The sequence below is a fragment of the Achromobacter sp. EG18 genome, assembly GCF_059759395.1.
On record NZ_CM186213.1, the window covers coordinates 2,127,006 to 2,146,605 of the forward strand.

Here is a 19,600-nt window from a genome sequence, read left to right on the forward strand (position 1 = left end):
ATCGAAGCGGGCAAATACACGATTCATATTCTATGCCGATCAGGGCGTAACGCCAGCGATTTCAAAAACCACGCTGTCATGACGGCCTTGCGCGTCCATGACGGTAAGCGTATACCGTCCGTCCCGCGTCAGCACCAGATTAAACGGACGACCCGACGCGGCATGACCCACCACGCGACCATCGAGCATCCACCAAACTTCGCCTTCGGCGCCCTGCACATCCACATCCACCGCCACCTGCGCGCTGCCAGGCACCGGCCGCAATACCGACCCGGTGGCCACGCCCCCCAGGCGCAACGGCCCTTGGGTGGCATCGGCATAGCCGGCGAACGACGGCGGCACCGTGTCATTCAAGGCCCAGGCCGCGCGCTGCTCGGGGCATTCGCCCGACGGCACGCTGCCCAGCCGGTAACCCAGCGGCCAGCAGGTCACGACCGGCTGCACCGTGGCGGGCCGCACGCGCACGTGCTGGGCGCCTTCCGGCAGGGCCGCGACGATATCCTGCAGTAGCGGCGCCGCCACATTCGCCCCGAAAAATCCGGGGTTGGGGGTGCCGTCCGGCCGGCCTACCCACACGCCGATCGTCCAGCTGTCGGTCACACCGACCGCCCAGGCATCCCGAAATCCGAAACTCGTCCCGGTTTTCCAGGCCAGTTGCCGCGCCGGGCTGCCCGACTGATAAAAGGGCCGGTCCGGGTGGCCGCCGCCTTCCAGGATGTCACGCACGATCCAGGCCGCGCCAGCACTCATCATACGGGACTCGACCCGGGGCTGCTCCGGCCGCAGGCGCGCGCGCCCGGAAATGCCGCCACGGGCCAGGGCCCGATAAGCACCCACCAGTTCTTCCAATGTGGTGCCGCCCCCGCCCAAAATCAAGCTCAGATTCGGTTCGGCCCCGGCCGGCAAACGTAACCAGACCCCGCCCGTCAGCATAACCGACGCGAAACGGGTCGGCCCGACGCGGTCCAGCAGGTCCACGGCCGGCACGTTGAGCGAGCGTTGCAGCGCCTGCGCCACACTGACCGGCCCCGAAAACGACGCCTGGAAATTGCCCGGCGCGTAGCCGCCGAACGACAACGGCGCGTCGATCAGCAGGCTTTCCGAGTGGATCAGGCCGTCGTCCAGCGCCTGCGCATACAGGAATGGCTTGAGGGTCGAGCCGGGCGAACGCACGCCGCGCACCATATCCACGTGGGCGTAGCGGGAATCATCGGAAAAATCGGCGGAACCGGCGTAGGCCTTGACCTCCAGCGTGTCGTTGTCCATCACCAGCACCGCCATCGAAACCTTGGGCGGGAGGTTGTCGACCCGATCCAACAACATGCGCTCGACCGCGGCCTGCATGTCCGCATCCAGCGTCGAGGTCAGCAGCGGCGGACGGCTGCCGGGACGGCGCGAACCCGCCTGCGGCCGGCCGGCCTCCTGCAACAGGCGCTGCGCCGCCAGCGGCGCCAGCCAGCGGGCCCGCAGCGGCGGCGCCACTACCTGCTCGATCTTGGCGTCGGCGACCTCGGCCGGCGTCCAGCGGCCCAGCTCCACCATGCGGTCCAGGACCTTGTCGCGCGCCGCCTGCGCGGCCTGGGGATGGCGGTCCGGCCGCAGCCGCGACGGCGCCTGCGGCAAGGCGGTCAGCATGGCGGCCTCGGCCGGACTGAGGTCGCGCGCCGGCTTGCCCAGCCACAGGCGCGACCCCATTTCCACGCCCTCGACGATGCCGCCCATGGGCGCGTGGGTCAGGTACAGCGACAGGATCTCGTCCTTGCTGTAGTGCATTTCCAACTGCACCGCGCGCCACGCCTGGCGCAGCTTGGCGTTCATCGAGCGCGACGGCTTGCCGGCCAGTTGCGGGTCGATCAGGCGCGCCACCTGCATCGTCAGGGTCGAACCGCCCGAAACGATGCGGCGGTTGGTGGCCCATTGCCAGCCGGCGCGCGCCAGCGACACCGGGTTGACGCCGGGGTGCCAGTAGAACCAGCGGTCCTCGTAGGTCAGCAGCGTATCGAGATAGTGCGGCGACACCTGGTCAGGCTTGACCGGGTAGCGCCAGATGCCGTCGCGGCTGGGATAGTTGCGCAGCGGCGTGCCGTCGGCGGCGACCACCACGGCCGCGCCGCCGGAGTCGATGGCCGGCAAGGGATAGAGGCGGTCGAGCACGAATAACAACGCGGCCAGCGCTGACAACACGCTGGCCGCGAAGAGTCCGCGCCGCCGCCAGCGGCGGGCGCGCGAGGCGCCCGCCGGCGGGGTGGCGGCGGTGTTCAAGGACGCTGCTTGGCGCTGCGATCGCGGATCTCGACCGTGCTCCATTGCTCGCCTACGCCACGGATCTCGGGCCGGTACATGTCTTCGGCCACGGTCGACGGCACCGCGTAGCGGCCCGGCGTCACGACCCGCACCAGGTAGAACACGTCCACCTTGCCGCGACCCAGCGAAACCGCCGCAACATAACGATCATCGCGGAATTCGCGGTGCTTGATGTTGGGGTCGGCCATTGCGTCGGCCACGCGGCGCCCGCCGATGCTCCAGTCCTGCATTTCGGGGCTTTGCGACAGGTTCAGGTTCTCGACCTCGAAGCCGGCAGGCACGCGGTCCACCAGCAGGCCATCCGGGATGTTCTGGTTGGCGCTGGCCTGGACCCACACCACCAGCATGTCGCCGGTCTGCAGCGTGCCGCCATCCCACGGCTTGCCGTCGGGACGATACCAGCCGCGCTTGAGCTGGATCACGTCGTTGCGCGGCGCGGGCACCGTGGTCGGGCTGCCCTGGATGTCGTACTCGATGAAGAGCGACTGGCTGCCGGTGTTGAGCAACTGCGTGCCGGCCAGCTCGGCCGCGCTCAGCGACACGGTGCGGTCGGACCTGCCGCCTTCCAGCTCCTTGCGCACGCCGTTGACGGTCAGCGCGGCCTGCCACGGGGTCGACTTGTCGCCGCCGGCGGCGCGCGCGGCCAGCAGCAGGGCCATCTGTTCCTGCGTCGACAGGTACGAACGGTTGCCCATGCGCGCGGCCAGCTGCGTCATCAGGTTCTCGACGCGGTCGTGGCGCAGCTCGTACTGGTTGGCCAGCGCGTACGCCAGCGCGTAGTCGCGCACGGCGCTGCCGTAGTCGCCGAGCCAGTCGTCGTAGTAGCTGTTGGCGCGGCGGGTGATGCCGTATTCGCGCGTCATGGCCAGGTCGAGCGCGCTCTTCATGCGCCCTTCGTCGCCCATCAGCTTGAACGCGGCGGCCAGCTGGATCAGGGGCAGCGGCGAACGCGCGCGGTCCTGGTAGTTGTCGAACAGCTGGCGCACCGTCGACAGCGGCGCCTTCTTGTCACGCGCCAGCGCCAGGGCGGCCGTGGCCAGGCCGGCGAAGCGGCGATGGTCTTCGCGCAGCACGCTCAGCCCGCTGCTGTCCAGGCGGCCCGACTCGAAGTCGCGCTTCAGGTTGGCCGACCAGGTGCCGAACGAACCGCTGCTCTGCTGCACCTGCTCCAGCAGCCACTGGCGCGAACGGTCCAGCGAGGCCTCGGGGATGGTGAAGCCCTTGTCGCGCGCATCCTGCAGGAAGCCCACGGCGTAGGCCGTCAGCCACACGTCGCGCGCCGACGAGCTGCTCCACAGGTTGTAGGAGCCGACGGCGTTGCGCATGCCGGACAGGCGGCCGATGGCGCCAGCCACCTTGGCTTCGCGCTCGGCCTGGGTGCGCGGCTTGAGGCCGAACTGCTTGGCCGCTTCTTCGTCGATCAGCACCCACGGCAGGGTCGCGCTGATCGTCTGCTCGGTGCAACCATAGGGATAGTTGAGCAGGCCTTCGACCACGCGGTTGACGTTGATCGGCGGACGGTTCGAGACCGTCATGCTGACCGTGGTGGAGTCCGGATAGTAGGACGCCACCCACGACGCCTGCGGCGTGTTCGACTCGCCGGGGTTCAGGCGCAGACGGCGCACCTGGCGCTCGGCCGCGTAGGCCGGCTGCACCTGCAGCACCGATTCGCGCACGATGTGGATCGGCTTGGCGCCGCCCTGCCCGTCCACGGTCAGGCGCATCAGGCCCAGGCCATACGAGCCGGTGGTGCTGGCGGTGAAGCGCAGCGTGGTGCGTTGCTTGTCCTTGAGCGTCACGGTGCGGGTGCCGTCGACGATGCCGACCGGATCCAGCGCTTCCAGCTTGACCGTCACCTTCTGGTCGGAGCCGCTCAGGTTGGTCACGTCCAGCGCGATGGCGGCCTGGTCGCCCGGGGTGATGAAGCGCGGCGTGTTCAGCTCGGCCACGATCGGCGCCGCCACCACCATTTCGGTGTCGGTGCTGCCGTAGTTGTCGGCGGTGAACGCGACGGCCATCAGGCGCAGCGTGCCGTTGAAGTCGGGCAGGTCCAGCGGGATGTCGGCCTCGCCCTTGTCGTTGAGCTTGACCGGACCCGAGAACAGGTCGACCAGCTTGACCTTCTTGGGCAGGCTCTTGCTGTCGCCGCGCATGGCGGCGTCGCCGCCCCACTTCAGCTTGCCCTTGGTGCCGTCCATCTTCTCGATCAGCTTGCCGTACATGTCCAGCAGTTCGGGCGCGTAGCGGTGCTTGCCGAAGAAGAAGTCCAGCGGATCGGGCGTGCGGTACTGGTTGATGTTGAGGATGCCGACGTCGACCGCCGACAGCGTCACCATGGCCTGCTTGCCCTGCGCGCCATCGACCTTCACGCGGACCGTGGTCTTGGTCTCGGGCTCGGTCTTGGCGGCGGCGCTCAGCTTGACGTCGAGCTTGCGGTCGGCGCTAGCGATCGGCAGGAACGTCAGGCCCAGCGCGCGCGCCGGCGTCACGCGGTCGCCTTCGCTGCCGGGGCGGAACACCGCCGCGGCCACGTACAGGTCATGGCGCTTCCAGCTCTTGTCGATCGGGATTTCCACTTGCGTGCCGGTCGCCTTCACGGCCACCCAGGTCGACCACAGCATGCGGTCGCCTTCGACGGTGATCAGGGCCTGGCCGTCGTGCGGCGGCGTCAGGGTCAGCTTGACGCTGTCGCCCGGCTTGGCGGGCACGCCTTCCAGCTTCATCTGGACGCGGTCGGGGCGGTTGCCCATGGCGTCGGCGTCCTGGGCGTCCCAGCCCGCGTAGAAGCGGTAGCGCAGGGTTTCGCCGGTCTCGGGATCGGCGATTTCCAGGCGGTAGCGGCCCCACTTGACCGGCACCGTGAACTGGCTGCGGTCCTTCAGCGCGATCTCGCGCGAGTCCAGCAGTTCCTCGGTTTCGGTGTAGCCGCTGTTCCAGCCGCGCTGGTCGTCGAAGCGCCAGTAGTACTGGCGTTCCTCGCGGTACAGGCGCATCTGGGCCTGCGCCAGCGGCGCGATCTTGCCCTGCGCGTCCACGCGCAGCACTTCGAAGGCGGCCGGGGCGCCTTCGCGCGCGACATCGCTGTCGAACTGCGGACGCACGGCGATCAGCTTGTCGGCGGGCCAGACGCTGCGCTCGATCGAGCGCACCACCGGGCGGCCGCCCGATTCCAGCAGGCTGGCCGAGACCCGCACCTTCATCGGCGAATGGGTGCCTTCGGTGCGCGGTTCGACCTCCAGTTGCGCGGCGCCGGTCGAATCCAGCGCCGCTTCCGGCAGTTCCTCGAAATGGCGGCGCGAATCATCGTCCACGTCGCCGAAAATGAAGCCGGGCCATTGCTGCGGCAACGCGTAGCGGTCGCGCTTGACCTGGAAGCTGGACAGCAGGCGGTTGCCGGCGGCCGGCGCGCCATACAGATAGTCGCCCTGCACGTCGACGGTCAGGGTGTCGTCCGGCGACAACACGTCCTGGTCGGAGGTCAGCGCCATCTTCATGCGTTCGGGCAGGAATTCCTCGACCTGGAACTTCCAGGAGGCATCCGGCGCGCGCGAAGCGGGATCGACGCGCAATTCCAGCATCCAGGCGCCGGTCTGGGCGTCCGGCGGCAGATCGATGGCGCGTTCGACGTAGCCCTGCAGGTCCTTGGCGGGCTGCCACAGATTGGTCGAGACCACGCGGCCGTCGGGGCGCTTGAGGGTTGCTGTCAGCGGCGACGGCGGCATCACGCGGCCGTCGAGGTCGCGCGGCAGCACCGACACGTGGAAGGTTTCACCGGGGCGATAGAGGTTGCGGCCGGCGTAGACGAACAGGTTGTTGGGGCGGGAGATATGCCCGCCGGTATCGAATTCGGACAGGTCCAGCGCCGGTTCGGCCAGCGCCAGCACGGTCATTTCCTTGTCGCGCGAGGCGCGGATGACGCGGGCGTTGGTGAAGCTGCCGTCAAAGCGCACGTGGCCCTGGCCGTCGGCCTGGGCCTTGGCCAGCACCTTGCCGGCGCCGTCCACCAGTTCGAACAGCGCGCCGGAGATCGCCTGGCCGCTCTTGAGCGACACCGAGTAGGCCTCGATGCGATCGCTGTAGCGGCGCGCGTGCAGGCCGATGTCGCTGACATAAAAATAGGTGACCTGGTACTCATAGCGGAAACGGCCGGGCTGGCTCATCACCGCGACGTAGATGCCGGGTTCCTGCAATTCCTTGATGCCTTCGACCGGCAGGAAGGTGACGTGGCGGCGGTTCGGCTTGTCGTCCGTCAGGAAGCGGCCCTGGTAGACGCTGGTGGTCAGCGTATTCAGGCGGTCCAGGTCCCAGTTGCTGACCGAGCCCTTCAGGCTGCGGTTGCCGGCATAGCGCCAATCGTCTTCGTCGTAGCCGCCGGATTCCTCTTCATCCGACGAGGCCGTGCTGCGGCCGATGCCCAGCACCGACTCGAACAGTTCCGGCACGCGCTCGGGCGCGACGCGCAGGAATTGCACGTCGACTTCGGGCATGTTGACGGTCGCCACCGGCAGGCCGCCGTTCTGGCCGGCCGGCAGCACCACGCCGCGGCTGGCGAAATAGAACGAAGGCGGCATGGCGTCGGTCACCACGTCGCAGTGCGAGCCGGTGGCCAGCGCAACCTTGTCGCCCTGGCCCGGCAGGCCCGCGCGCACCGAAACCGAATACGAGCGTTGCGGCTGGACGTAGGGGAAATACACCATGCGCGGATTGGAGCCGACCACCCAGTTGCCCTGGACGATCTTGCCCTTGGGCGCGGCGTCGCCCGGCTGGACGGAGCTCGGCTGCTGGCCGTTGGCGCTGCGCTCGGTGTCCTGGTCGGGTTTGCCCGAGGCGGCGCCCGTGTCGGTGACCTGCAGGAACTTGCTCAGGTCGGCCTTGGCCTCGACCGGCTGCGTGAAGGTGACCGCCAGCGCCAGCGAATCGTTGTACTGGCGCGGCTGGCAATTGAGCACCGCGAAGGCGTCGGCAGTGCCAACCGTGGCCGTGGCCGGCAGGGCCTCGGGCTTGGCGGCGCCGCCCGTCGCGGCGGGCGCGGCCGTGGTCGCCGCCGGCGTAGCCGTCTGCGGCGTTGCGGGCGCGGACGGTTGGCCGCCCTTGCCCATCCACCATCCCACGCCGATGGCGCCGGCCACCACGATCGCGCCGGCTACCGCCAGCCAGGTCTTGCTGTTCTTTCCACTCACGGCAAACCTCCCCGCCTACTCGAATGCAATGCTCCTTTGCGGCGGAGCTGCCGACCTGATAATGCCGCGCGCTTCTCGGTGCGCGGTTCCTGCTTTTGCAACCCTGTACAGCAGAACGCCGCCAGTCGTGGCGGCGCTGTTCCTGCGAGTTCAGACCGGTTCCATCACGCACTGCAAGGGATGCTGGCGGGCCCGCGCATACTGCGCCACCTGGGCGATCCGGGTGGCGGCGAGGTCGCGCGGATAGACGCCGCAAACGCCGCGGCCTTCGTGATGCACCTGCAACATGATGCGCGTGGCCTCTTCATGATTCTTATTGAAGAACTTCTGCAGCACCTTCACGACGAACTCCATCGGGGTGTAGTCGTCATTGAGCAACAGGACCTGGTACATCGGAGGCGGCGCGGCGCGGGCCGGTGCCTTTTCGACGGCCAAATCGTGCTGGGTATCCAAGGTAGAACTCATAGGGCGGCTATTCTATTTAATCAGGGGACGGCTTGCATGTAACTTACGCAAAATTACACGTAGAAATGCGTAGTTTCCATACTTGACTCCGCAAAGAAAAGCGGCGCATTATCCACGCATTCTGGGGTTTTCAACTCATCGAAAATCTGCCAGGAAGCCGGAGGGGGGACAGGGGTCTAGGCCGCGATGCCCTTCTGTCAACATACGATTCAATGAGGCAGTCCGCATGTCTGATACGACCGCAACCGCCGTCCAAGGGGACAATCCCAAATCGACGGGTACCGTCAAATGGTTCAACGATGCAAAGGGGTTCGGCTTCATTACGCCCGACGACGGCGGTGAAGATCTGTTCGCCCACTTCTCGTCCATCCAGATGAATGGTTTTAAAACCCTGAAAGAAGGCCAGAAAGTGGCTTTCGAGATAATCCAGGGGCCCAAAGGCAAACAGGCGCTCAATATCACCGCTGCCTGAGTTACCCTTTACAGCGCAACGGTAAGGTTGCGCCATTATCAGGCGGGGCTTTCGGGCCCCGCCTTGTTATTTTCTTATTACTGCGTCGGGTTATGCTGAAGAATGCTGCTTTGTTTCATGTCGGTCGTACGTTGTTCAAGACGGCGTTCATTAAAGCGGCATCGCGCAGGACGGCAACGGCACTGCTGAGCGCCGCCGCGCTGGCCCTGCCGCTGGCGGCCGGCGCCCAGGTCCCGTCGGGTCCGCAGGCGCCGCTGCCCACCACGCAACTGGCGGCCGGTATCCATATTATCCGCGCAGAAGTCGCCAACACGGAAGCCACCCGCCGCGATGGCCTCATGTTCCGCAAGGAACTGCCCGGCAACGACGGCATGCTGTTCGTGTTCGAACAGCCCGACGTGCAGTGCTTCTGGATGCGCAATACCCTGCTGCCCCTGTCGATCGCTTTTATCGCCGACGACGGCACGATCGTCAACATCGAAGACATGGCCCCGCAGACCGACGACGCCCATTGTTCCAAGAAACCGGTGCGCTACGCGCTGGAAATGGCGCAGGGCTGGTACGAGGCGCACGGCATCAAGTCTGGCCGCAAGATCGACGGTCTGCCCTGAGACGGCCGCCGCGAGGCATGCAAAAAGGGAGCCCGCGGGCTCCCTTTTTCATGTCCGCCCGGCGCGCCGGGCGGCTTGCGCCGGTGGACGCGGCCCGGGCGGAGGCCGCCGCAAAATCAGACGCGTTCGATGATCAGGGCAATGCCCTGGCCCACGCCGATGCACATGGTGCAAAGCGCATAGCGGCCGCCGGTGCGATGCAACTGGTTGATCGCGGTGGTGGCCAGGCGCGCGCCGCTGGCGCCCAGCGGATGGCCCAGGGCGATGGCGCCGCCATTGGGATTGACGCGCGGATCGTTGTCGGCGATGCCCAGCTGGCGCAGCACGGCCAGGCCCTGGGCGGCGAACGCCTCGTTCAGTTCGATCACGTCCATCTGGTCCAGCGTCAGGCCGGTCTGGGCCAGCACCTTGCGGGTGGCGGGCGCCGGACCGATGCCCATGATGCGCGGCGCGACGCCGGCGGTGGCCATGCCGACGACGCGGGCGCGCGGGGTCAGGCCGTGGCGGGCAGCGCCCTTTTCGTCGGCCAGCAGCAGCGCGGCGGCGCCGTCGTTGACACCCGAGGCGTTGCCGGCCGTGACCGTGCCGCCCTCGCGCACCACGCCCTTGAGCTTGGCCAGCGCCTCGATGCTGGTCTCGCGCGGGTGTTCATCCTTGGCGACGATGATCGGATCGCCCTTCTTCTGGGCGATCGAGACCGGCACGATTTCGGCGTCGAAGAAGCCTTCCTGCTGGGCGCGGGCCGTCTTCTGCTGGCTGGCCAGCGCGAACAGGTCCTGGTCTTCGCGGTTGATCTTGAAATCGTCGGCGACGTTCTCGGCGGTTTCCGGCATGGAATCGACGCCGTACTGGGCCTTCATCAGCTTGTTGATGAAGCGCCAGCCGATGGTGGTGTCGTAGATGGCGGCGTTGCGCGAGAAGGCGCTGTCGGCCTTGCCCATGACGAACGGCGCGCGGCTCATGCTTTCGACGCCGCCGGCCAGCATCAGGCCGGCTTCGCCGGCGCGGATGGCGCGCGCGGCGCTGCCGATGGCGTCCAGGCCCGAACCGCACAGGCGGTTGACGGTGGCGCCAGGCACTTCGACCGGCAGGCCGGCCAGCAGCGTGGCCATGCGGGCGACGTTGCGGTTGTCTTCGCCGGCCTGGTTGGCGCAGCCCATGATGGCATCGTCGAGCTCTTCCCAGCGCACGCCGGGGTTGCGCGCCACCAGCGCCTTGATGGCGACGGCCGCGAGGTCGTCGGGGCGCACGGAAGCCAGCGCGCCGCCATAGCGGCCGAAGGGGGTGCGGATCGCGTCACAGATAAAGGCATGCACGGTCATGGGATGCTCGGATTGAAGTGGAAAAATGGAATGCGGTCGATCTTAACGCAGCGGTTTTCGCGCCAAGTTGGTGCATTCCCCGGATGTCCGCTGCACGGACGGTGTCCAGCAGCTGTTCACTCACCGTACGGCCGACGTGCTCGTGCGCGCCGCGCGGCCCGCCTCGACGATGGCCTGGCGCCGGAAGCGGCCGGCGGCCAGGTGATAGAACGGCTGCGGGCAGAACTGGCGCGACACGCCCGAGGCCAGCAGCGAGCCGACCAGCAACCAGAACAGCATCGGCTGGCTGCCCGTCATCTCCATGACCACCACGCTTGCCGTGAGCGGCGCCTGGGTGGCGGCGGCCAGGAATGCGGCCATCGACACCAGCACCAGCACGCGCTGGTCCACGCCCTCGCCCGCCAGCTCCCAGATGTGATGGCCGATGCCCGCGCCGGTGGTGAGCGCGGGGGTGAAGATGCCGCCCGGAATGCCGGCCCAATACGACGCCACGGTGGCGGCCAGCTTGGCCAGGCCGAAACCGGCGGGCAACGCGTGCTGGGTTTCGCCCGACAGCAGGTCGGCGGCTGCGCCGTAGCCGGTGCCGTAGACGCTGCCGGCCGTGGCCAGCCCGATCAGCGCCAGGGCCAGGCCCATGGCGAAGGCGGTCCAGATGGGGTGCGCGCGGATCCAGGCGCGCCACGACGCCGGCGCCATCGCCGCCGGCCCCTTGCCCAGCAGGCGCGCGAAGATGCCGCCCAGCGCGCCGTTGAGCGCGGCGCAGATCAGCACCCACCACAGCATGCCGTGGGCCAGCGGCGCGCCGGCAAAGGTGCCGAAATAGGGGTTGTTGCCCTGCACGGCGACCACCAGGAAGCCCGCGGCCAGCACGCCGATCAGCACCAGCCGCTGCCAGCGCAGCACGGTGCCGCGCCCCAATTCCTCGATGGCGAAGATGACGCCGGCCAGCGGCGCATTGAATGCCGCGGCCAGCCCCCCGGCCGCGCCTGCCGCCAACAATTCGTTGGCATGGAAGCCGCGCAGCTGCAGACCGCGGCGTTTCCAGAAGTCGCCCCAGGCCAGCATCACGGCTGCGCCGACCTGCACCGACGGCCCTTCGCGTCCGATCGAGGCGCCGGCCAGCATGCCGCAGAAAGCCAGCGGGATCTTCCACAGCACCTGCGCCAGCGACACCAGGCTGCGCTGGCTTGGCCCGGGCGGCAGCGACAAGGCGCCGATGACCTGCGGAATGCCGCTGCCCGCGGCATTGGGCGCGAACCGCAGCGTGGCCCAGCGCAAGGCGGCCAGCGCGCAAGGCAGCACCAGCAAGGCCAGCCAGCCGGCGCGGCCGACCCATTCGCGATTCCACTCCAACGCCAGGTCGGCCAGGTAGGCGAAGCCCAGCGACACCAGCGCCACCAATGCCGCGCCGCCAAGCAACAGGGCCATCGGCAGGCTCTTGCGCGACAGACGGTTGGTTTGGCGCAGCTTGCGGCGCAGGAGATGGCGCGAGCTGGTGGCGACGCGACGCAAAGGTGTGGGCAGGGACATGAGCGAAGCCAGGCGGCAGGACAAGGCTGAACCGGAAGTGGCTACACCTTACCATCGCCGCCTGACGGCCAGCCCACAAACCGCGGCATCCGCGCTTCAGAACGACGACCAGTCGTCCTCGTCCGGGCTGTGCTTGAGCGCCGGGCGCGCCACCACCGGTTCTTGGCGCGGCGCCACCGGCGCCGGATGCGGCGTGGCGCGGCCGGCCTGGATCAGGCGGGCCTGCGGCTCCGCGCCCATCGTCACCACGCCGGCCTCGATCTTGAAGCGGCGCACCTGTTGCGACAGCCGGCCCGCCTGATCCTGCATGCTGCCGGCCGCGGCGGCCGCCTGCTCCACCAGCGCGGCATTCTGCTGGGTCACGGTGTCCATCTGCGCCACGGCCTGGTTGACCTGGCCGATGCCGGTCGATTGCTCGGCCGAGGCGCTGGCGATTTCGTGCACCAGGATCGCCGCCTGGCGCACGCTGTCGACCACCTCGCGCATGGTGCTGCCGGCTTCGTCGGCCTGGCGCGTGCCGCCTTCGACGCGATGAACGGATTCGTCGATCAGGGCCTTGATTTCCTTGGCGGCCACGGCGGAACGCTGTGCCAGGGTGCGGACTTCGCCCGCCACCACGGCGAAACCGCGGCCCTGCTCGCCGGCGCGCGCGGCCTCGACCGCGGCATTGAGCGCCAGGATGTTGGTCTGGAACGCGATGCCGTCGATCACGCTGGTGATATCGGCGATGCGGCGCGAGCTTTCGGAGATGGCGCTCATGGTCTGCACCACCACGTCGACCACCTCGCCGCCACGGATCGCCACCTCGGAGGCCTGGGTGACCAGCTTCTCGGCTTCGCCGGCATTGCTGGCGTTCTGCTGCACGGTGCTGGTGAGCTGTTCCATGGAGGCCGCGGTCTGTTCCAGCGACGCGGCCTGTTCCTCGGTGCGCTGCGACAGGTCGGCGTTGCCCTGCGCGATCTGCGACGAGGCCGAGGCGATGCTTTCGCAGCCGTCGCGCACGTCGCGCACGATGCGCGACAGGCTCTCGTTCATGGCCTTGAGCGCGGCCATCAGGTCGCCGGTCTCGTCGCGCGAAGTGACCTGGATGTTGCCGCTCAGGTCACCATTGGCGACGCGACGCGCGGCGTCCACCGCCAGCCCCAGGGGCCGTGTGATGCCGCGCGTCACCAGCCAGCCGAGCAGCAGGCCGAGGGCCACGCCGGCCAGCGACAGCAGGATCATGATGAGACGGGTGCTGCGATACAGGTCGGTCACTTCTTGCACGGCGCGGTCGGCGGCCTCTTCCTTGGCCTGCGCCAGCTCGCTCATCAGGCTCTCGGCCTTGCCCGACGACGCCGCCGCGCGCTTGGTGATGTTGGCAATGCCGGGATCGACCTGCGCCAGCGGCTGCGTTTGCGCCTCGTTGAAGAATTCGATGGCCTCGCGCTTCCAGAGCTCCTCGGCTTCGGTGAATTGCGCCAGCAGGCGCTTGCCACTTTCGCGGATGAAGGTCTGCGCGGCCTTGGCCCGCAGGCGCTCCAGGTTTTCGACATCGCGGTCGAATTCGGCGCGCAGCGCCTGGCGTTCCTCCTGGGACGTGGCCGCCAGGAAACTCTTGCGCGCCCGGCCAGCCGCGATCAGGCTGATGTTGGCCTCCTTGATGTCGGACAGTCCGCGGAATTCGATCTGGGCGATCTGATCATTCATGTCGTTGATACGGGCCAGCCCCCACACCCCGAACGCGCCAATGATGCCGCCCAGCAACGCCACCAGCAGGAACGCCCCCGACAGGCGCACGCCGATGCGCGCGCCGATATGCAATCTCGAAAAAAACCGCAACATGCTTGCCTTCCCGTCAGACACCACGGTACCGGGCGGCCATGCCGCGGTCCTTGGCCCCATGGCTCAGCCGCAGACTGCCATCAACAATAGCGGCAGCCGTTCCCCGGGTTAGGCCCGAGGAACGGGAGATTCATTCTCATTTTCGACAAAATGGATTCGACAATATACAAAATTTGACCATGTAATACAGAATTACTGCGGCGTTTCCACGGCCCGGAAAACAAAAAGGCCCCTCGCGATGCGAGGGGCCTCGGCCTTGGCGATGCGCGACGGGCGCGCAGCGGAATCAGGCGAAATTCTTGGCCGCGAAGTCCCAGTTCACCAGGGCCCAGAAGTTCTCCAGGTACTTGGGGCGGGCATTGCGGTAGTCGATGTAGTACGCGTGTTCCCAGACATCACAGGTCAGCAGCGGCTTGTCGGCCGTGGTCAGCGGGGTGGCGGCGTTGCTGGTGTTGACGATGTCGACCGAACCGTCGGCCTTCTTGACCAGCCAGGTCCAGCCCGAACCGAAGTTGCCGGCGGCCGACTTGTTGAAGGCTTCCTTGAAGGCGTCGAAGCTGCCCCACTTGGCGTTGATGGCGTCGGCCAGCTTGCCGGTCGGCGCGCCGCCGGCCTTGGGAGCCAGGCTGTTCCAGTAGAAGGTATGGTTCCAGATCTGCGCGGCGTTGTTGAAGATGCCACCCGAGGACTTCTTGACGATGTCTTCCAGCGACAGGTTCTCGAACTCGGTGCCCGGGATCAGGTTGTTCAGGTTCGTGACGTAGGTCTGGTGGTGCTTGCCGTAGTGGAACTCCAGCGTCTCTTTCGAGATGTGCGGAGCCAGCGCGTCCAGTTCGTAAGGCAGGGGGGGAAGAGTATGTGCCATGTGTCGGTTCCTTCTGTTGAGTGCACGATCAAGCCGTTCAATTGTATCGGCAACTCTACGAGGATACCGCGTTAACCCCGCGGCGACGCGGGGTTAACAGGTATGTGTTTATGACCGTGCGCGTAAACGCTACTCTTTCTCATAGCGCAGTTCGCGCCCGCCCTGCGCGGCCACCAGCGCGCCATCGGCGCGCAATGCCAATGTCATATGCAACGGCGTGCGACTGGCGGATTCTGGCAATTCCAGATCGATGCGCAAGGCACGCGCCGTGATATCGGACTTGCTCACATCCACGCTGTGCCAGCGCGCGCCGGAGGGCAAGGGCACGAACACGGCCAGGGCCTTCAGGTCACCCGGCGCGATCGGCGCGCTGACGCCATCGGCCCCTTCCGACTGCTTGGGCGTGCCGGCGTAATCGGCGCTGGCCGAGGACATGGCCACGTCGACCTTCACGGGCCGCCCCTGGTAATACACGCGCACCGTCAGTTGGTCGCCATCGGCCGCGCGCGCATCCGCGCCGACCTTGCCGATCGCCGAAAACGGCTGGATCGGCGGCGTGTCCAGGATCACCTGCCTGCCATCGCTGCGCCAGGTGCCGCTGGCCTGGATGTCCGTGGCGCCGTAGCTCATCAGGTAATCGAAGCTGCCGTCGGCCGACAGCAGCAGCTCGCTGCCCACTTCACGCACGCCGCGCAGATAGTAATGGCCGGGGATACGCGCGGCCGACTTGGCCGTCGCCTTGCCGGCGGCCCGCGCGCGCGGGCAGGTCTGTTCAAGCACGACGCCGGCCGCCTGCAACACGGCCGCGAAGTCCGGCGCCGCCTGGCATGCCAGCGTCTGATTGAAAGACTGCCCCGACGGCGCGGCCGCGCCGTCGAAGCGCGCCTGGTGCCGCGCCAGCAACGCCAGCATCCGTGGCTGGCCGCTGGCCAGCGCCAACCAGGCGGGGCTGCGTCCCTGCGCATCGGCCGCATCCGCGCTGGCGCCCGTGGCCAGCAGGGCTTCGGCCAGGTCGGCGCGGCCCAGCTCGATGGCCGCGCCCAGCGGCGTGGCGCCGCGCTCGCCTTGCGGCGCGTCCAGGTCCGCGCCCATTTCCTTCACGCGCCGCAATACGTCGACCACGGTGTCGCGTCGCGCGACCGCCAGTTGCCGGTCGCGCAGCAACGCCGACAGCAGGCGTTGCGGCAGCCCCCCTTCCTGACGCGCGCAATCATCGCGCGCGCCGCGATAGCCGGCCGCCTGCAGTTGCGCGAAATAGCCCGGCCGGTCCAGCAGGACATATTCGCCGCCCGGCGGCAGGCACGCGGCCTCGGCGGATTGCCCGCTGCCTTGCGCCACGCGCGCCACCCGCGCCATGTCGCCGGAGAGCAGCGCCGCATTCAACAAGGCGTGGGGCGTCGGGGCGCGAGGCAGGCGCGGATCGTCCATCCTGGCGCCGGCGCGCAGCAGGCGCTCGAGCATCGCATCGTCGCCACCGGCAATGGCCCAGTACAAGGCGCTGCGACCGTCCGGCGCGATGCCCAGCGGGTCGGCGCCCCTGGCCAGCAGCAGGTCGACCATCGCGGCCTGGCCCGAAGTCACCGCCGTCAGCAGCGGCGGCACGCCCTTGCCGTCGAACGCATCGTTCGACGTGGCGGCGGCGGGCGCCGGATTGACGGGCACGCCGGCTTCGATCAGGTACGTGGCCATTGCCGCATCGCGATTCTCCAGCGCCTGGCGTATGGCGTCCGCATCGAGCGTCTTCAGGTCCAGCCCGGCATCGGCCAGCAGCCGCAACATGGCGGCGCCCTGCCTGCCGGGCTGGCGCAGGGCCAGCGCCAGCGGCGAATGCGCGGAGTCGGCCAGCAGAGCCTGCAAGGCCTCGCGCGGCGTGGCCGCGAGCAGTTCGCGCAGCAGCGCCGCGTTGTCCGCCTCGATGGCGCGCTCGATGGCCGATTTGCGCTCATACCCTTGCCGCCATGCGGCCGGATTCGCGCCCCCGGCCAGCAGCGCGCGCGCCGCGTCGGTCTGGCTGGCGCGCACGGCGTCCGCCAGCGGCGTGTCGCCCTGCGCGTCGCCGGCGTCGCCGTCGACCGGCGCGCCCAATGCCAGCAGGCGTTGCAGCGTCGCCGTGTCGCCCTTGGCCGCGGCCAGGTTCATGATGGGCTGTTCCTCGGCCTGCATCCTGACGAAGACGGCGGGATCGGCGCCGTTGCGCGGGCCGCGCTGGTCGAACGGCATGCCCGAGCGCAACAGCGGCGCGGCGATGTCGCCATGGCCCGCCACGACCGCGGCCTGCGCGGCGTCCAGCCAAAGATCCAGGTCGCCGGTGGCGCCGTAGGCTTTGTCCGGGGTGGTGCGCGGGCCCATTTCGGCCAGCGCCGCGGTCGCGCCGGCGTTGCCTGTGTAGGCGGCCAGCGCCAGCGGGCTGGCGCCATCGTCGTAGGCCGGCCGGGTGCCGGTGGCGGCCAGGGCCCGCACCACCTCGGCGCCCTCGGTCAGTTCGACCAGCGGCCCCCACGCGAGATAATCCGCGGCCTTGCGCGGCTGGCCGTCCGCGTCCTTGAATGCGCGCCGCGTGGCGTCATCGGCCTGTTCGTCGATGGCGGCAAACGGCCGCGCCGCGCCGGCCTTGAGCAGCGCCAGCACCATGCGGGTGGTTTCCTGGCGATCGGGCAGCCTGGGCAGGTAGGTCATGCGCACCGCGAATTCGAAGTCGCGGTTGAGCAGGAATTCCAGCGGGGTCTTGTTCTCGTCGCCACGCTGGTCGGGCCGCGCGCCGGCGGCCAGCAGCATGTCCATCATCTCGGGCGAGCCATACAGCAGCGCCAGTTGCAGCGACGGGCGGCGCGATTCGTAGGTGATGTCGTCGAGCGCCGGCCTGGTGGCCAGCAGGGCCTGGAGCATGCGCGTGCGCGCTGGCAGCGCGTCGCGATAGGCCTGGCGCAAGCGCGCGGCCTCTTGCGCCGGCATGTCCCAATACACATGTTTGCCGCGCTTGCCCGCAGGCGTCAACAGCGCGTGCAGGAGCGGCACGCCGTCAAGGGCATAGTCGCCCGGCCGCTCCACCTTGCCCAACGCGGCGCTGAACGCGGCTTCGTCGCTGGCGGCCACCGCGCTGAACAGGGCGCGGGTGTCGGATGTTTCGGCCGCGCGGTAGTCGCGATAGGGCGAGGTGCAATCGCAATCGGCCTTGGACGCCGGCCCGGTGGCGGGCGCGGCGGGCGGCGGTGGCGGATCCAGCGGGATATCGGACGCCGAGGCGTCCGCGGCGCGCGTCGCGGCCTTTGCGGTCGCGTTTACGGCGCCGTCGGCCCGCGCCGGTTGCGCCGCCACGATGGAGATGGCGAGCAGAGCCGCCCACAGGACCGCTCGCCGAGCAACGGGGCGCGCCGCGCGCGCCGACTTGCGTGTGTTCAACCGCATTGTTCCACCTCGCCGGCCGGCCATTGCGCGGGCCGAGTTGACCTTGCACCGCCCTGCCGCGCCGGCGTCAGGGCTCCCGCGTTTCGCGGACCTCTTTGACCTCGACGCGGGCGCCGCCCTGCGCGAAGCTCAGGTCCAGGCCCTGCCCCGCCGCCAAACCGGCCGCATCGCGCACGATGCGGCCGTCGGCGTCTCGGGCGATGGCATAGCCGCGCGCCAGCGTATTGCCGGGATCGAGCGCGCGCAGTTGCGCGCCGGCCGCGGCCAGCTGGTCACGCCGACGCGCCAGCAGGCGCGCGTGCGCCTGGCCCAATTGACGCGTCACGGCGGCCAGCCGTTCGGCGCCGCGCCGGACGTCGGGCACGCGGTGAGCCAGGCGCTGCGCCAGCAGATTGACGCGGGCGCCGCGGCGGGCCTGCGGACCGGCCCAGGCCGAGGCCAGGCGGTAGCTCAGGCTGTTCAGGCGTTCGCGCTGGTGCTCCAGGCGCTGGGCCGGCGACACCAGTTGCGCGGCGGCGCGGTCCAGCCGCTGCGCCGCCCGCTCCAGTCGACGCTGTTGGCCGCGCGCCAGGGTCTCGGCCGCATACATGACGCGACCGAGCAGTTCCGAACGCGGCACGCAGGCCAGCTCGGCGGCCGCGGTCGGGGTCGGCGCGCGCACGTCGGCGACGAAGTCGGCGATGGTGAAGTCGGTTTCATGGCCGACGCCGCTGATGGTGGTGATGGCGCTGGCGTCGATCTCGCGCGCCAGGGCCTCGTCATTGAAGCTCCAGAGATCCTCGATGCTGCCGCCGCCGCGCACCAGCAGCAGCGTGTCGACCTCGCAACGGGCGTTCGCCAGGCGGATCTGCGCCGCCAGCCGGCCGGCGGCGTCGGCGCCCTGCACCGGCGCCGGATAGATGATGACGGGCACCTGCGGCGCGCGCCGGGCCAGCGCCGACAGCACGTCGCGCAGCGCGGCGGCGTGCAGCGAGGTGACCACGCCGATGGCGCGTGGCAGCGGCACCGGTTCGCGCTTGCGGGCGGGATCGAACAGGCCTTCCGCGTTGAGCTGCTCCTTCAGGCGCAGGAAGGCCTCGTAGAGGTTGCCGATACCGGCGCGGCGCATGGCGTCGACCTGCAGTTGGTAGTCGCCGCGCGGCTCGTACAGCGACACCCTGACCCTGATTTCAACCTGGTCGCCGGCGCGCGGCACGAAACCCACCGCGCTGGCGCGCCCCCGGAACATGACGGCCCGCACCGCGGCGCGGCTGTCCTTGAGCGTGAAGTACCAATGCCCGGAAGCCGCCTGCGTGAAGTTCGAAATCTCGCCGCGCACCCACAGCGCCGGGATGCTGCGCTCCAACAACTGCCCCACAGCTTGGTTCAGCTGGGCAACTGTCAGGATATCCCGCGTGAATACGTTGTTTGTGACTGCAAGTTCAATTGTCATAAGGCTTTCCGATGCGTACCTGTCCACAGGGCATACGTAGCGGGCCGCAATGATACCGCGTCCGGGCATTTTTGCCGCGGCTGGCCCGAAAGCCAGCAAATTCGACCTAAGGATATGATTTTTATGGAATTTTTACCCAACACAGGCTGCTCGAAATAAGCGCAAACAAGCGCAAGCCCTGTGCCCGCAA

11 protein-coding genes are annotated in these 19,600 nt (G+C 68.6%); 2 read left to right on the forward strand and 9 right to left on the reverse strand.

Annotation, left to right across the window (positions count from 1 at the left end; all coding sequences use genetic code 11):
- Window positions 1–39 precede the first annotated feature (39 nt).
- The 3 genes from pbpC to clpS form a co-directional block, all read right to left on the reverse strand.
- Entirely contained in the window at window positions 40–2,262 is a 2,223-nt protein-coding gene (gene pbpC, locus AC6CR5_RS09660; protein ID WP_109862155.1) for a penicillin-binding protein 1C, read from the reverse strand.
- Window positions 2,259–7,403 (reverse strand): alpha-2-macroglobulin family protein, encoded by a 5,145-nt coding sequence (locus tag AC6CR5_RS09665; RefSeq protein ID WP_227740062.1) that lies wholly within the window; start codon window positions 7,401–7,403, stop codon window positions 2,259–2,261. Before AC6CR5_RS09665 ends, pbpC begins: the two co-directional genes overlap by 4 nt.
- A gap of 231 nt (window positions 7,404–7,634) precedes the next feature.
- Window positions 7,635–7,949: an ATP-dependent Clp protease adapter ClpS gene (gene clpS, locus AC6CR5_RS09670; protein WP_006383989.1), complete on the reverse strand. Its 315-nt coding sequence runs from the start codon at window positions 7,947–7,949 to the stop codon at window positions 7,635–7,637.
- 226 nt (window positions 7,950–8,175) lie between these two features.
- Between clpS and AC6CR5_RS09675 the strand changes: the two genes are divergently transcribed.
- Together AC6CR5_RS09675 and AC6CR5_RS09680 are read left to right on the forward strand one after the other, a co-directional pair.
- Complete coding sequence (locus AC6CR5_RS09675; protein WP_006220277.1) at window positions 8,176–8,421, forward strand: cold-shock protein; 246 nt, start codon at window positions 8,176–8,178, stop codon at window positions 8,419–8,421.
- A gap of 92 nt (window positions 8,422–8,513) precedes the next feature.
- Window positions 8,514–9,032: a DUF192 domain-containing protein gene (locus AC6CR5_RS09680; RefSeq protein ID WP_006383990.1), complete on the forward strand. Its 519-nt coding sequence runs from the start codon at window positions 8,514–8,516 to the stop codon at window positions 9,030–9,032.
- A gap of 116 nt (window positions 9,033–9,148) precedes the next feature.
- Here the strand turns inward: AC6CR5_RS09680 and pcaF are convergent, their stop codons facing one another.
- The 6 genes from pcaF to xseA all read right to left on the reverse strand — a co-directional run bounded on the left by pcaF (window position 9,149) and on the right by xseA (window position 19,410).
- Window positions 9,149–10,354 (reverse strand): 3-oxoadipyl-CoA thiolase, encoded by a 1,206-nt coding sequence (gene pcaF, locus AC6CR5_RS09685; protein WP_006383991.1) that lies wholly within the window; start codon window positions 10,352–10,354, stop codon window positions 9,149–9,151.
- Window positions 10,355–10,474: 120 nt separating this feature from the next.
- Window positions 10,475–11,884 (reverse strand): chloride channel protein, encoded by a 1,410-nt coding sequence (locus tag AC6CR5_RS09690; protein ID WP_498085570.1) that lies wholly within the window; start codon window positions 11,882–11,884, stop codon window positions 10,475–10,477.
- Window positions 11,885–11,980: 96 nt separating this feature from the next.
- Window positions 11,981–13,708: a methyl-accepting chemotaxis protein gene (locus AC6CR5_RS09695; protein ID WP_498085571.1), complete on the reverse strand. Its 1,728-nt coding sequence runs from the start codon at window positions 13,706–13,708 to the stop codon at window positions 11,981–11,983.
- Window positions 13,709–13,994: 286 nt separating this feature from the next.
- Entirely contained in the window at window positions 13,995–14,573 is a 579-nt protein-coding gene (gene sodB / locus AC6CR5_RS09700; protein WP_006383994.1) for a superoxide dismutase [Fe], read from the reverse strand.
- A 129-nt stretch (window positions 14,574–14,702) separates the two neighbouring features.
- Window positions 14,703–17,972 carry an ankyrin repeat domain-containing protein gene (locus tag AC6CR5_RS09705; protein WP_498085572.1) on the reverse strand — a complete coding sequence of 1,090 codons (3,270 nt, stop codon included), beginning with the start codon at window positions 17,970–17,972 and terminating at the stop codon, window positions 14,703–14,705.
- 73 nt (window positions 17,973–18,045) lie between these two features.
- Window positions 18,046–19,410 (reverse strand): exodeoxyribonuclease VII large subunit, encoded by a 1,365-nt coding sequence (gene xseA, locus AC6CR5_RS09710; RefSeq protein ID WP_038503967.1) that lies wholly within the window; start codon window positions 19,408–19,410, stop codon window positions 18,046–18,048.
- Window positions 19,411–19,600: the final 190 nt, after the last annotated feature.